At 70.9% G+C, this 14,060-nt stretch carries 10 protein-coding genes; 5 read left to right on the forward strand and 5 right to left on the reverse strand.

Annotation, left to right across the window (positions count from 1 at the left end):
- Positions 1-74 precede the first annotated feature (74 nt).
- Positions 75-935 carry a diacylglycerol kinase family protein gene (locus ABT025_RS17340; RefSeq protein ID WP_350994788.1) on the reverse strand — a complete coding sequence of 287 codons (861 nt, stop codon included), beginning with the start codon at positions 933-935 and terminating at the stop codon, positions 75-77.
- A 186-nt stretch (positions 936-1,121) separates the two neighbouring features.
- On the opposite strand from ABT025_RS17340, the gene ABT025_RS17345 reads away from it, so the two are divergent.
- Positions 1,122-2,405 carry an adenylosuccinate synthase gene (locus tag ABT025_RS17345; protein ID WP_350994790.1) on the forward strand — a complete coding sequence of 428 codons (1,284 nt, stop codon included), beginning with the start codon at positions 1,122-1,124 and terminating at the stop codon, positions 2,403-2,405.
- A 250-nt stretch (positions 2,406-2,655) separates the two neighbouring features.
- On the opposite strand, the gene ABT025_RS17350 is transcribed toward ABT025_RS17345, so the two are convergent.
- Positions 2,656-4,191: a substrate-binding domain-containing protein gene (locus ABT025_RS17350; RefSeq protein WP_350994792.1), complete on the reverse strand. Its 1,536-nt coding sequence runs from the start codon at positions 4,189-4,191 to the stop codon at positions 2,656-2,658.
- A 233-nt stretch (positions 4,192-4,424) separates the two neighbouring features.
- Between ABT025_RS17350 and ABT025_RS17355 the strand changes: the two genes are divergently transcribed.
- Together ABT025_RS17355 and ABT025_RS17360 are read left to right on the forward strand one after the other, a co-directional pair.
- Positions 4,425-5,360, forward strand: a complete 936-nt coding sequence (locus tag ABT025_RS17355) for a glycoside hydrolase family 19 protein (protein WP_502971967.1) — start codon at positions 4,425-4,427, stop codon at positions 5,358-5,360.
- Positions 5,361-5,674: 314 nt separating this feature from the next.
- On the forward strand, positions 5,675-6,565 hold the full coding sequence (locus ABT025_RS17360; RefSeq protein ID WP_350994796.1) for a glycoside hydrolase family 19 protein: 891 nt from the start codon (positions 5,675-5,677) through the stop codon (positions 6,563-6,565).
- A gap of 62 nt (positions 6,566-6,627) precedes the next feature.
- Here ABT025_RS17360 and ABT025_RS17365 read toward each other — a convergent pair whose 3' ends face one another.
- Positions 6,628-8,097, reverse strand: a complete 1,470-nt coding sequence (locus tag ABT025_RS17365) for a helix-turn-helix domain-containing protein (protein ID WP_350994851.1) — start codon at positions 8,095-8,097, stop codon at positions 6,628-6,630.
- Positions 8,098-8,478: 381 nt separating this feature from the next.
- On the opposite strand from ABT025_RS17365, the gene dnaN reads away from it, so the two are divergent.
- A complete protein-coding gene (gene dnaN / locus ABT025_RS17370) occupies positions 8,479-9,603 on the forward strand; it encodes a DNA polymerase III subunit beta (RefSeq protein ID WP_350994798.1) in 1,125 nt (374 codons plus the stop codon).
- A gap of 118 nt (positions 9,604-9,721) precedes the next feature.
- Here the strand turns inward: dnaN and ABT025_RS17375 are convergent, their stop codons facing one another.
- Both ABT025_RS17375 and ABT025_RS17380 read right to left on the reverse strand, forming a co-directional pair.
- The gene (locus tag ABT025_RS17375) at positions 9,722-11,707 is read right to left on the reverse strand and encodes a YncE family protein (RefSeq protein WP_350994800.1); all 1,986 of its coding nucleotides are present in this window, start codon (positions 11,705-11,707) and stop codon (positions 9,722-9,724) included.
- Positions 11,708-11,932: 225 nt separating this feature from the next.
- Entirely contained in the window at positions 11,933-12,556 is a 624-nt protein-coding gene (locus ABT025_RS17380) for a hypothetical protein (RefSeq protein ID WP_350994802.1), read from the reverse strand.
- A 211-nt stretch (positions 12,557-12,767) separates the two neighbouring features.
- On the opposite strand from ABT025_RS17380, the gene ABT025_RS17385 reads away from it, so the two are divergent.
- On the forward strand, positions 12,768-14,027 hold the full coding sequence (locus ABT025_RS17385) for a tetratricopeptide repeat protein (RefSeq protein ID WP_350994804.1): 1,260 nt from the start codon (positions 12,768-12,770) through the stop codon (positions 14,025-14,027).
- Positions 14,028-14,060 lie beyond the last annotated feature (33 nt).

Genomic DNA, 14,060 nt, shown 5'->3' on the forward strand with positions numbered 1-14,060 from the left:
CCGCAGCCCCGACCGCTCCCGCTACCCGGACCCGGCTGCCCCTGCTACCGGCCGCCCGCTACTCCGCGACTCCTCTACCCCTCCACCGGCACCGGCAGCATCAGCCCCCAGGCCCCCGCCCGTACCGTCCACGTCCGGGTCCGTACCGGGCCGCCGACCTGTATGTCCGCCCGGTAGCGGAAGTCCGCGCCGGAGACCGTGACGGCCTTGGCCTCAGTGGTCACCGGGGCGCCGTCCGGCGCGTGGATCGTCACCTCGGCGAGGCCGCCGTCGCCGCAGCCCGAGGTCACCGTCACCGATTCGACCGGGCGGCCCAGATCGTTCAGCACGACACCGTCCGCCTCGACGCGCAGCCGGTGCGTGGCCGGCGCGGCGGGTGAATCCGGGGGCGCGGGGCGCACCAGGGTGCGGACCAGGGAGCGGCAGGTGTCCCAGACCGCGGTGACGCCCGTGCGGTCCGACCCCGTGCCCGGGGCGCCGCTCAGGGGCGGGATGCGCAGCGCGCCCAGGACGACGCCGTCACTGTCGTCGACCAGCAGGTCGAGTCGGCGCACCGCCCCGTCCAGCGCCGTGCGCGCCGCCGCCACCGCGCCCTTCGGCACGCCGAGCGAATGCGCGAGTTCCAGCGCCGCCGCAGTCCCCACCGGGATGAGGGAAAGGGCGCTCATGGCTGGTTCTCGCTCCCGGTGGAGCAGGGCAACCGCACGCCGCAGCGCCCGGTCGTCACCTATCACCACCGGCCTTCGGGTACCCCGGCGGGAGAGGGCCCGAGCGAACTCCTCGGGCCCCTCGGGGAGGCAGATCTTGACGTGCGAACCGGCGCTCAACACGTCCTTTGCGATCCGGACGGACTCGCCGTCCGTCCGGCGGGCGACCGGATCGATCACCACCAGCAGATGGGGCGCACCGTTACCGGGGGGCTGGGCAGCCGACACCTCGGTCCTTCCTCGGGTAGCATCTTGGTGCAAGAGCCCCTTGCGCTATTGCGCCAGGGGCTTCGTCTATTCCGGGGCACCCGGTTCGACGGTTCAGGCCTTGTCGTACAACGTCGTGCGGCATGTACGGCGTTTACGTACGCCCCCTGACCTTGGACATGCCCCGCCCGGAAGGGGTGTACGCCTGTGCCCGCACTTGTGCTGCTCGGTGCTCAGTGGGGTGACGAGGGCAAGGGAAAGGCCACCGACCTCCTCGGTGGATCCGTGGACTATGTGGTGCGCTACCAAGGCGGCAACAATGCCGGCCACACGGTGGTCGTCGGTGACCAGAAGTACGCACTTCATCTCCTCCCCTCCGGAATCCTTTCACCGGGGTGTACCCCGGTCATCGGTAACGGTGTCGTCGTCGACCCGGCGGTCCTGCTCTCCGAGCTGAGTGGGCTGAACGACCGCGGCGTGGACACGTCCAAGCTGCTGATCAGCGGTAACGCTCATTTGATCACCCCGTACAACGTCACGGTCGACAAGGTGACGGAACGCTTCCTCGGCAAGCGCAAGATCGGTACGACCGGGCGCGGCATCGGCCCGACCTACGCCGACAAGATCAACCGGGTCGGCATCCGCGTCCAGGACCTCTACGACGAGTCGATCCTCGTGCAGAAGGTCGAGGCGGCCCTGGAGCAGAAGAACCAGCTTCTGGCCAAGGTCTTCAACCGGCGCGCCATCGAGGCCGACAAGGTCGTCGAGGACATGCTCCAGTACGCGGAGCAGATCAAGCCCTACGTCGCCGACACGACGCTGATCCTGAACAACGCCATCGACGAGGGCAAGGTCGTCCTCTTCGAGGGCGGTCAGGGCACGCTGCTCGACGTCGACCACGGCACGTACCCCTTCGTCACCTCGTCGAACCCGACCGCGGGCGGCGCCTGCACCGGTTCCGGCGTGGGCCCGACGAAGATCAGCCGGGTCATCGGCATCCTCAAGGCCTATACGACGCGTGTCGGCGCCGGTCCGTTCCCGACGGAGCTGCTCGACGAGGACGGCGAGGCGCTGCGCAGGATCGGTGGCGAGCGCGGTGTCACCACCGGCCGTGACCGCCGCTGTGGCTGGTTCGATGCCCCGATCGCGCGGTACGCGACCCGGGTCAACGGCCTGACCGACTTCTTCCTCACCAAGCTCGACGTCCTGACCGGCTGGGAGCAGATCCCGGTGTGTGTGGCGTACGAGATCGACGGCAAGCGCGTCGAGGAGCTCCCGTACAACCAGACCGACTTCCACCACGCGAAGCCGATCTACGAGATGCTGCCGGGCTGGTCCGAGGACATCACGAAGGCGAAGACCTTCGGTGACCTGCCGAAGAACGCGCAGGCGTACGTGAAGGCGCTGGAAGAGATGTCCGGCGCCCCGATCTCCGCGATCGGTGTCGGCCCCGGCCGTACCGAGACCATCGAGATCAACTCGTTCCTGTAGTCACAAGGGAGCGGAAGGAGGGCCGGGGCGACGCAATCGCCCCGGCCCTCCGGCGTACGTGGGCCTCGGGTCTCCCGCGTAACCCCGCGGACGCCCTCAGGCCCCCCCCCGCGTAGTCCGCTCGGACGCCCACGCAGACGCCCCGGGCCTGCCGCGTAGCCCCTTCGGACGTTGCGTACCCGCCCTCGGGGCCCCTGCATCCCCTCAGGTGCCCGAGTATCCGCCCTCGGCCCGTCACGCGTATCCGGCCTCAGCCCTCGCCGCAGATCCGCAGGCCCTCCGGTGTCGCGCACGGCAGGTGGCCGTGGGTGCGGATGACGTCCTGTCCGCTGCCGCGGCTGAGGTAGGAGAGGAAGCTGGAGGCCAGCGAGTCGGCGGGCGGGCTGCCGTAGGTGTACGCGTACTCGATCTCCCGGTACGGGTAGGCGCTGGTGCCGATCGTGTCGACGGACGGGGCGGTGCCGTCGATGGCGATCCGGTGCGCCCCGGCCGGTTTGGTCCCCGTGCGCAGTTCGCTGTAGCCGATCGCGCCGTCGAGCCGGCCGACCTCGGCCAGGACCTGGTCGGTGGAGTCGAGTTCGCAGCGGATGACCGGGGCCTCGGGGTCGTCCTTCGTCGTGCAGTCGCGCGAGGACTGCGCGGGTTCGTTGCGGCCCAGGACCCGGCGCTGGAACACCTCGCGGGTACCGGAGTTGGCGTCGCGGCTGACCAGGAGGACGGGAAGGTCCGGGCCGCCGAGCTGCTTCCAGTTGCGGATGTCGCCGCGGTAGATGCCGCGGATCGTGTCACGGGTGAGGTTCTTGAGCGGGACCTTGTCGTTGACGACCAGGCGGAAGAGCGAGACGGCGACGCGGTTCTCGCGCAGTTGCGGGAAGCCGCTCGGTTTGGGGCCGTCGGAGAGGGCCACGAGGGCGGGCGAGCCGGACTTCCCGGCCTGGGCGCCCCGTTCGGCCAGTTCTCTTATTCCGGCGGTGCTGCCGTGCGGGTCCACGGTGATCGTGGCGCCCTCGCAGGCCTTGCCGTACTTCTCCGCCAGTTCCCGCAGGACCGGTTCGAAGGCGGTGGAGCCGGTCACGGTCAGCTCGCCGCGGGCGCAGCCGATCGGGGGCGGGGTGTCGTCCCGGACCAGGATGATGGAGGCCAGCGTGATGACGCAGACGGTCAGGGCCACGGTGATGAACCGGGCGGCCCGGCCGAACAGCGGGGGCTTCTCGTCCGGGCGGGCCGCGGTGTTCGGCCGTACCTCGCCGTCCCGGATGCCACCCGTGATGCGGATGGGGCTGCCCACGCGTGAACCGGTGAGCAGGACCAGGAGTTTGAAGTGCTCGCCCCGGTTGAGCGGGACGCGCGGCAGCCGGATCAGCGACCCACTGCCGCGGAGTCCCTCGGACGGCGTGAAGTGGTCCATGAGGTGGTCGGCGCCCGGGGAGTGGGTGACGGCGATGCCGCGCACCCGGCGTTCGGTGAACTCGACCACCAGTCCGTGGAGTTGTCCGTCCGGCCCGGTGTAGTCGCCGCGGTCGACGGACTGCGAACCGTCGTTCTCGATGCGGAGCAGGACGAGGGTTGCGTCCGCCATGTCCGGGGTCTCGTCGAAGAGGCCGAGCCGCACGTTGGCCCGAGCCTGGCTGACATCGCTGCCGATAGGCGTGTCCATCTGTACGCGGTAGCCGATGCGCTTGCGGCGGGGCACGCGTCGTTCGTACCAGAGCACGCCCACGGAGGCGAGAACGCCCAGCACTGCGGTGAGTACGGCCACGATGTTCTCGGCGCTGAACCACTCCACGGCCCGTTCCCCCTCGGCTGCCGGACGTCTGTACGAGTGCGGGTCACCGTATGCAGCCGGGGGCGCGGGCGGTGGCGCGTACCGGATTCCGTCGCCAGGTGTTCGCCCGCCGTTCGGACTGCGGGCGATTGGTCCGGACCTTGACAGGTCCAGACCAATCGGGATTGGGTGGCGGGGTGCCCGACGGCATGCCGGAGCCTGTTCGGGGTGCCCTGCCGAAGGAGTGAGCAGCGCTGAACCGCATCAAGAGTCTTCTGACCGTACTGAGTGCCGTCATCGCGACGGCGGCCTTCCTCCCAGCCACTGCGGGCGCCTCCACCGCCGGCGCCGCCACCGTGAACGCCACCAGCGCGGACACCGCCCACACGACTGCCGCGCCCGCCGCCCCGGCCGCGTGCGCACCTCTCTGGAGCTCCTCGGCCTCCTATGCGGCCGGCGGCACCGTCGCCCATCACGGCCGCAACTGGACGGCGAAGTGGTGGACGCGGAGTGAGAACCCGGGAGCCGCCTCCGTCTGGGAGGATCGCGGCGCCTGTACGGGCGGGGTCTCCGACTTCGTCATCGGCGAGGCGGAGTTCGACGAGATCTTCCCGGACCGCGACCCCTTCTACACGTACCAGGGCCTGATCGACGCCCTGCACGCCTACCCGCGCTTCGCGAACACGGGAACCGAGGCGACCAGGAGCCGGGAGGCCGCGGCGTTCCTGACGCACGCCGACTTCGAGTCGGTCGGCCTGCAGTACGTGAAGGAGATCAACGAGGCCAACTACTGGATCAAGTGCGACTACAGCCGGCCGTTCGGCTGCCCGGCCGGGCAGTCCGCGTACTACGGGCGCGGCCCGATCATGTTCAGCTGGAACTTCAACTACAAGGCGGCGGGTGACGCGCTCGGCCTCGACCTGCTGAACAACCCGTGGCTCGTGGAGCGGGATCCCTCGGTCGCCTGGCGGACGGCGCTCTGGTACTGGAACACCCAGAACGGCCCCGGGACCATGACCTCGCACGACGCCATGGTCGGCGGCGCGGGCTTCGGTGAGACGATCCGGTCGCTCAACGGGTCCCTGGAGTGCGACGGGGGCAACCCCGCTTCGGTGCGCGCGCGGGTCGCGAAGTACGAGCGGATCACCGGAATCATCGGCACGGACCCCGGCGCGCGCCTTACCTGTTGAGGTGCGCCCCGACGCGCCACTGAACGGCCGGGGCGGTCCGCGTCCCGCATGCTGGACGGGTCCGAAGGTTTTTTGCCCTCGGGCCCGTCACCGGGACCTGTGTCGTTCTGGACGGTCCCCCTCCGGATCGCGCCTGTTGAGGCGTACTTCCCGTAACCGGATGGTTGACAGCGGCTGTTGAGCGCGTGGCGTCGGGCGGGCATCCCCATGTTGGTCTAGACCTTGACAGGTTCAGACCAGCAGCGCTTGAGTGGCGACACCCCCCATGGCGGCGCGCCGACGAGCTCGGTGCGCCGCGCCGAAGGAGTGCTCACATGATCAGACGCATCATGGGCCTGCTCGCCGCGCTGGGCGCGGTCGTCGCGACGCTCGTCATCCTCCCCGCCACCACCGCCTCGGCGGCCGAGTGCGCGGCTGCCTGGAACTCCTCCTCCGTCTACACGGGCGGCGGCGCCGCCTCGTACAACGGGCACAACTGGACCGCCAAGTGGTGGACCCAGAACGAGACCCCCGGCAGTTCCGACGTCTGGGCCGACCAGGGCAGTTGCGGCGGCGGTACGGACCCGGGCGGCCCGGGCTCGTCCGACGGGTTCGTCGTCAGCGAGGCGCAGTTCAACCAGATGTTCCCGAGCCGCAATTCCTTCTACACCTACAGCGGTCTGACCGCTGCGCTGAGCGCCTACCCGGGCTTCACCAACACCGGCAGCGACACGGTGAAGAAGCAGGAGGCCGCGGCCTTCCTCGCCAACGTCAGTCATGAGACGGGCGGCCTGGTGTACGTGGTCGAGCAGAACACGGCCAACTACCCGCACTACTGCGACACCAGCCAGTCCTACGGCTGTCCCGCGGGCCAGGCCGCGTACTACGGCCGCGGGCCGATCCAGCTCAGCTGGAACTTCAACTACAAGGCCGCCGGGGACGCGCTCGGCATCAATCTGCTGGCCAACCCCTACCTGGTCGAGCAGGACGCGTCCGTGGCCTGGAAGACCGGTCTCTGGTACTGGAACACCCAGAACGGCCCCGGCACCATGACGGCCCACAACGCCATGGTGAACGGCGCCGGATTCGGCGAGACGATCCGCTCCATCAACGGCTCCCTGGAGTGCAACGGCGGCAACCCCGCCCAGGTCCAGAGCCGGATCGACAAGTACCAGGCCTTCGTGCAGATCCTCGGAACGACGGCCGGATCGAACCTCGGCTGCTGACGGCTGAACTCCCCGGGAACGAGGGGTGCGTCAGGCCGGGAGGCCCGGCGCACCCCTCGTCGTCATCCACCGTCCGCGAGGTCCAGGGCCCGGAAGGCCAGCCACAGGTCGTAGCGGGCACTGGGCGTCCGCAGCAGCGAGCGCTGGAGCACGGCCTCCAGTCGGCTCAGCCGCTTGCGTGCCCCGGGCACGGAGATGCCCAGCGCCGCGGCGCACGGCCCTAGTTGGGCCTCGCACGCCAGCCAGGTGCGGAGTGTGGTGTACGGGGCCGCGGTGCTGCCGGCAGCACCCGGATCGCCGAGTGGCCGCAGCTGCTGCACCGCCCAGGAGCGGACCGCCGGCACGCGCAGGATCTCGTCCGGTGAGCGCACGGGCTCCGGCGGAGTGCGCCCCGGCCGGGCGGGCCGGGGCAGTGCGGGCGTGGCGCGGATGCGCAGGGCCAGGTCGATCGCGGACTGGTCGGCGACCTTGTGCAGGTCCAGCTCCAGCAGCTCCCCGATCAGCCGAAGCCGCGCTGCCAGGGTGTTGCGGTGGATCTTCAGGTGGTCGGTCGCGTGCGAGGAGAACGCGAGCCAGGAGGTGAGCGTCGCCGCGAGTTCCTGGCTTCCCGGGTCCTGGCCGCGCCGTGGCAGATGGGCGAGCAGCGGGGCCAGCAGCGCGTCCGCCCACCGGGCGCCCTCGGCACCGGCCACCAGGGCGAGTTCGGGGGCGGAGCCGAAGCGGGCGTGCCGCTCCGGGAGCCCGCGGGCGACGGCGAGCGCGTGGAACGCCTGGCGGTACGCGGTCGCAGTGTCGGCCAGCGTCACGTCCTCGCTGATGCCGACGAAGCAGTCGTCCACCACCGAGGCGACCTCTGGTCCGAGACGCCCGTCCGCCCGCCCGGGTTTCGCGGGCACGACGAGGATCAGGTGGCTTGCGTACACCGGGCACCGCACGATCCAGGACCGTCCCCCGGACAGGTCCGCGCAGATGCGGGCCACCTCGTCCCGGTCGCGGCCCGAGCACTCGACGACGCAGACCCGGACCGGGTCCGGCAGGCTGGGCTTCAGGGCGCCCGCGACCTGGTGCGCGATCGACAACTGGCCGGTCATCAGCAGATGGAGCACCGCTTCCCGGCCGCGGGACTCCGCCAGGTCGACACGGCGGCGCTTGCGCTCGACGGTCTCGGCCGCCCAGCACATCGCCAGCGGAAGGGCCGCGTCGGCAAGGAGTGTGGGCAGTCCGTCCGGCAGCGGCCGCCGGCCGACCACGGCGAGCACCGGCGCGGGAACGTCCGGCGGCGCGTCCAGGGAGTACAACAGCGCGGCGTGCGTGCCCTTGTCGAAGGAGAAGGAGCGGGCGCCGAGTGCGGTCAGCTCCCTGGCGCAGTCGGCCGCGAGGGCGGCCGATCCGACGCCCGCGGAATCGGCGACCCGGGCGACGCCGTGCAGAACGGTTCCGTCGCCACCGAGCAGCCCCGCCCAGCCTTCCGCGCGCCCCGACACCCAGCGCAGCAGCTCCTGGGTGCCGCCCGACCGGGCCAGTCCGTGCATCCGTATGACGTCGTCCGCCCGCATCCGCGCGTGCACTTTCCCGCCGCCCCCGTCCTCTGTTCGCCGGCTCGTGGCTCGTGGCCAGTGGTCCCTGAGCCCTGTGGCCGCCAAAAACCGGAGTGCAGCGTACCGGTTCGGCTGTGCGAACTGATACCTCTGCGCGACCACACCGTGCGAACTGAATCTTTCCCTCTCCTGCCCCGCAACCTAGAGTCCGAACGCGGTTGCGGGCCTTTCGGGGGAGAGGCACGGGGGACGACGGCATCGGCTCACGGGGGTGGCCGCTGTCGTCGGCCGCAGCCGCCTCTGCGTCGCGTTGTCAGTGGTGCCCCTTAGCGTCGGAGACCGGAGACGGTCGGCACGCGAGGAGAGGTCACCACCATGGAGTTCCGGATCGAACGCGGCGAACTCGCGGACGCGGTGGCCTGGGCGGCCCGGGTGCTGCCGACGAGGTCGCCCGTTCCCGTGCTGGGCGGTCTCCTGCTGGAGGCGGCCGACGGCCTGCTCCGCATTTCCGGCCTCGACTACGAGGCGTCGGCCCGCATCGAGGTGCCGGCCGAGACGGAACGGGCGGGCAAGGTGCTGGTGATGGGCCGCCGGCTGCTGGATGTGTGCCGCGTGCTGCCCCAGGGGGCGGTGGAATGCGCGGTCGAGGGGTCCCGCTTCACCGTGACGGGCAGCGGCGCGGGATTCGGTCTGGCGGTGCTGCCGCTCGACGACTATCCGGCTCTGCCGCCGCTGCCCGAGGTGCTCGGGGCGGTGGACGGCCAGGAGTTCGCGGATGCCGTCGCGGATGTGTCGGTGGCCGCGGGCCGGGACGACACCCTGCCGGCACTCACCGGGATCCGGCTGGGGCTCGACGGGGACCGGATGACCCTGGCGGCCACGGACCGGTACCGCTTCGCGGTCCGCAGGCTGGAGTGGAAGCCCGCGGCGGCGGACGTCTCGGCCGATGTCGTCGTCCCGTCCCGCCGGCTCTCCGAGATCGCCCGCTCCTTCGGCCGTGCGGGCACGGTCAGCCTGGCGCTGGACAGGGGCTCCGCCGGGTTCGAGCTGGACGGGATGCGGACGACGGTCCGGCTTCTGGACGGTCGGCTCCCGCGTCACGACAAGTTGTTCACGCTGTCCGACCCGGTCACGGCGGTCACCGGACGCGAACCGCTGGTCGAGGCCGTGAAGCGGGTCTCGGTGGTGGCGGACGGCGACAGCCCGCTCCAACTCGCCTTCAGCACCGATTCGGTACTTCTCCAGGCAGGTTACGAGGACGACGTGGCATCCCAGCGGCTGCCTGCCGAGCTGGCGGGGACACATGAGCTGACGGTCGCGTTCAACCCCTCGTACCTGATGGACGCGCTGTCCTCGTTCGACACCCCGGTCGTCCGGTTCCAGCTGATGGGCCCCGGCCAGCGCGCCATGGTCACCGGGCACGCGGACCGGGAGGGGGCGGCGGGCACGGCGGAGCCGTCCCACCAGCACCTGCTCATGTCGGTCAAGCCGCTGATGTAGGGCCTCGTCCGCCCGGGCTCGTCCCGCTGACGCCCCGCTTCCGCGCGGGCGGCCGGACACGGCTGCGGGGCCGGGCTGTTTGCGCCCGGCCCCGCAGCTGTTCGGCGTATCCGCCCGGCTACTTGGTGAAGTAGAAGTACTTCCAGGCGCCGTGGGTGGTCGAGTTCACGTTGTCGCCCGACGTGTTGTTCACGTAGGAGGAGCGGACACGCATGCGGTAGCCCGTCTCATGCGTACCGGTCAGCGTCACGGCCGTGCCCGCGGGGCCGAGCTGGAAGTACTGCGAGCCCGCCGCGTACCACTTGCCCCCGTAGTAGAGCTCCAGGGAGAGCCGGAGCTTACGGCCCTTGTAGTACGTCATCTTCGTGGTGAAGACCGGGTTGGTCTTCTTGTGGAAGTACGCGTACGACGCGGAGCCGATCTTGACGTTCTTGTACTGCTTGGAGACGGTGGTCGAGACCGCCACCTTGGCGTACGCCGTCGACGTGACCGTCTTGGGCGCGTAGCGGGCGTCGCCCTTGAAGACGGCGGTGACGGTGGTGTCCCGGGTCATGTCGACCGTGGTGGACAGATTGCCCTTGGAATTGACCTTGCCGGTCTTCACCAGCTTCTTGGGCTTGTCCGTGCCGAACGGGTCCACCCACAGCTCGACGGTGCGGTTCTTGTACGTCGTGCCGAGGTGCGCGGTGAACGACACATCGGTGCCGTACGCGTACAGCGCCTTGTTGCGGTTCAGCGTCAGCGAGGTGGCCGCGCGGGAGACGGCGACCTTGTCGCTGCCCGACCCCGGGGAGTGGGTGGCGTCACCCGCGTACGACACCTTGTACGTGACCGTGCCGCCGGCGGGCGGGGTGTCGGTGAAGGAGAACGTGCCGTCCGACTTCAGCGACACCGCGGGCAGGGCCTTGCCCTTGGGCGACTCGATGTCGGTGCGCGTCACCGTGGCCTTGGCGCCTGCGGTGAACGCCGCGTTCGACGTCGCCTTGCCGGTGACCGTGAGCTTCTTGGCGCGCGTAGCCTTCGCCGGGGCGGTGACCGTGACCGTGGTCACGGACCTGTTGGGGTCGGTGAGCACCCGCAGCGAGCGGACGCCGAGGCTGTTCACGGTGACGGCGAACAGCCGGCTGGTGTCCGGTGCCCAGGCCAGTCCCGCCGGATCCAGGGTGTCCGAACCGCTGGAGGAACCGGTGTTGGGGAAGTCGTACGTCCGGACCGGCTTGGCGGTGACGCCCTGCTTGTACACATAGACATCCGGCTCGTACCAGCCGTCGATGCCTGCGGCGACCGTCCCGTCCGGGGCGATGTCGATGGCGTTGGGGTACGCGTCGGACGGGTACGAGATGTCGGGCGTGAGGTCCGAGGTCCGGTAGGCCTGGTGGTTGTACGGTGACCCGCTGGCCACCACGACCTGAGTGCCGTCCGGGGTCAGTGCGAGATCGCGCAGATTGGCCCCGGTGGACGTGTACGCGGTGCGCGTGGCCGTACCGGAGGCCACGTCGTACGTGGCCAGCTCGGTCGGGCTCTGGCTCTCGACACCGGCCGCCAGCACACCGGGCGCGCCGGGAGTGGAGGCCAGGGTGGGCGCCATGTACCAGGGGCTCTCCGTCTCCTGGCCCAGGTCCACGACCGGCTCGGCGCCGGTCAGGTCGAGCGAACCGATGTGACCGGCGCCGACCGGTCCGTACCCGAACCAGAGCTTGCCGCCCGCGAGCGCCGGGTACTTCGGGCCCGTGCCGCTGCCGGTGTCGTACCGGGCGGACTCCGTGAGTGCCGCGGTGTCGATCGTGACGATGGCGTCGGCGCCCGGTACTGCGGCGAAGAGCGTGCCGGAGTCGGCGGACAGGTCGAGACCGGTCACTCCGGGAAGCGACGGGATCGTCGCGACGACCGCACCGTTGTAGTCGGTGACGAGGACCTTGCCGCCGGTCGGGTCGCTGATGAAGACGCGCTTGTGCACGCCGTCGGTGACGATGTCGCCGACGGACGCGGCAGGAAGAACCTTGCTGGAGTCGGCGGCGGCCGGGTTCGCCGCACCGCCGACCAGTACTACTGAGCTGAAGAGAACCGCGAGCGCGGTCGCGGTGGAGATTCTTCGAGTGCGCATGATGATGACTTCTACCCCCACGGTGAAGGGGCCGCATGACACCCGTGGACGGGACCGGGGTGCGGCCGAGGACCGTAGGGTATGCCATGGACTTCACAGGATGCGCACAATTACCGGCCGGGTGCCGGCGGTCCGAACGGGCCGGAGCCCGGCCGGTCCCGAGAAGGGGATCAACCGGACACCGGCCCGTGCGGAGCCACTTGGGGAGTGCCGGACCCGTGCGGGTCAGAAGCCCGGGAATCCGGTCGGCGTCCGGCCCGGGATGTAGTCGAAGTTCGGGGTGAGGGTGCCGAGCAGGCTGCCGACGCGCGGACCCTCGTCGCCGGTCACCTCGGCGAACAGCTTCGACGCCTCGGCAGTGATGCGGAACGGCACCTTCTCCAGCCGGAAGCCGGTGGGGCTGGGGCGGGCACCGAGGAGGGCCTCGGCGGGGGTCGTGTCCGCGATCATCACCTCGTCGGCGCGCGGCACGCCGTTCACCGTGACACCCGCCGAATAGCCCGGCGTCGGCATCACACGGATGTAGGTGGGCTTCAGCGTGATGGTCTTGTCGGACGCCGCGTGGTGGAAGTTGAGGCCGCCGGGGTAGAAGATGCGCCCCCGGGAGTCGAGGCCGTCCCCCGCCGTCGAGCCGATCGGCATGGAGAAGCTGCGGCCGTCCGGGGCCATCACGAACGGGCTGATGGCGTCCAGCGTGATGCCGTGGTCCCGCATCCAGCCCAGCAGTTCATCGCTGAGCTCCACATCGGCGTCACCCCACGGGGAGATGTACACGCCCGGGAACGGGTCGGCTGCGGACGCCGTGGGGGCGGCCGGGACCAGGGTGTCGGCAGCTCCGGCGGATGCCATGCCGAACGGCACGGACAGTGCGGCAACTGCAGCAGAACGGTGAGATGACGGATCGCGCGCATACGCATGAAACCTTCCAGGTCCGATGAAGCGTGGAGGGTTGCGGACGCGATGGTCCGGGAGGCTCCACCGCCCTGGAGGTCGCGGACGCGCAGCGCACCTTTCCGTATCTCAACCTGCCGCACGCGGGCCCGTGAGGCGCCTGTCCCTCGTGAGCTGCGGAGCGGTGGCCGTGGCCGGATGCGTGGCGGGACTGCTGCACCTCGGTCCCGCCGGTGACACGCGCCCGGCGCCCGCCGCTCCGCGGGCCGGCGCGGTGCCCGCGGCCGCGGACCTCGCGGTCACCACCGCCCGCAAGCGCACGGAACGCTATCCGGACGACCCGGGGTCCTGGTCGGGCCTGGCCCGCGCCGAGGCCGATGAGGCCAGGGTCACCCTGGACGCGAGCCGTCTCGACGCGGCCGACGAGGCCCTGCGCCGCTCCCTGGCGCTCCAGCCGGCGGACAACTACGCCGCCGTGACGGGGCAGGGGCTGGTGGCCAACGCCCGCCACGAGTTCGTCGAGGGCCGCGACTTCGGGCTCCGCGCCACCCGGATGGCGCCCGACCGGCCGGACGGCTACGCCGTGCTGGCCGACGCGCAGATCCAGCTCGGCGACTATCCGGCGGCCCGGGCCGCCGCCCAGCGCCTGCTGGACATCGCACCGGCCGGGGCGGCGTACAGCAGGGCGGCATACGACCTGGAGACCAACGGCAGACCGCAGGACGCCGCGATCGCCCTCCGGCGGGCCGTGGACAGTGCGGCGACGGCTGACGAACGGGCCTTCGTGCAGGCCAGGTTGGGTGAGCTGGCCTGGTCGCAGGGCGCGGTGGACCGGGCGGAGCGGCACTTCAGGCTGGCCGTGGACGCCGTACCCGGCTACGCGTACGGGGTGTCCGGACTGGCCAGGGTGTGCGCGGCGCGCGGCAGTCCGGCGAAGGCCCTGGGCATGTACCGGGAGCTCACCGCGCGCACACCCCTGCCGCAGTTCCTGCTGGAGACGGTGGAGTTGGGCGGCGGCGCCGCGGTCCGGCCGGAGAAGGCGGCACTGGACGCCCAGGTGCGGCTTGAGCGGGCGTCGGGCGGTGCGGTCGATCCTCATCTTGCCCTGTACGCCGCCGACCACGGCGATCCGGACGCGGCCGTGGAGCTCATGCGGGGCGAGTGGAAACGCGCCCGGAGCGTCATCGTCGCCGATGCGCTGGGCTGGGCCCTGCACCGCGCCGGGCGCGACTCCGAAGCCGTCGGATACGCCCGCAAGGCCGCCAGGACGGGCTGGGACAACGCGCTCTTCCGGTACCACCGGGGGGCGATCGAGCATGCGCTCGGGCTGCCCGAGGGCGACCGGCATCTGCGTGAGGCGCTCGCCCTGAACCCGTACTTCTCCCCGTACCACGCACGGCTGGCGCGACAGCTGCTGAAGCAGACCTGACCCAGAGGGGCTTCCGGCCGCAGCCGGCCGGAA

The sequence above is a fragment of the Streptomyces sp. NPDC002809 genome (assembly GCF_040295435.1).
In the GTDB taxonomy this organism is placed as follows: Bacteria; Actinomycetota; Actinomycetes; order Streptomycetales; family Streptomycetaceae; genus Streptomyces.

What these genes read in the sequence shown, in the direction of transcription:
- ABT025_RS17360 (WP_350994796.1), top strand. Translation starts at nt 5,675, where the DNA reads ATGATCAGACGCATCATGGGCCTGCTCGCCGCGCTGGGCGCGGTCGTC.
- ABT025_RS17365 (WP_350994851.1), bottom strand. Translation starts at nt 8,097, where the DNA reads ATGCACGGACTGGCCCGGTCGGGCGGCACCCAGGAGCTGCTGCGCTGG.
- dnaN (WP_350994798.1), top strand. Translation starts at nt 8,479, where the DNA reads ATGGAGTTCCGGATCGAACGCGGCGAACTCGCGGACGCGGTGGCCTGG.
- ABT025_RS17375 (WP_350994800.1), bottom strand. Translation starts at nt 11,707, where the DNA reads ATGCGCACTCGAAGAATCTCCACCGCGACCGCGCTCGCGGTTCTCTTC.
- ABT025_RS17380 (WP_350994802.1), bottom strand. Translation starts at nt 12,556, where the DNA reads ATGGCATCCGCCGGAGCTGCCGACACCCTGGTCCCGGCCGCCCCCACG.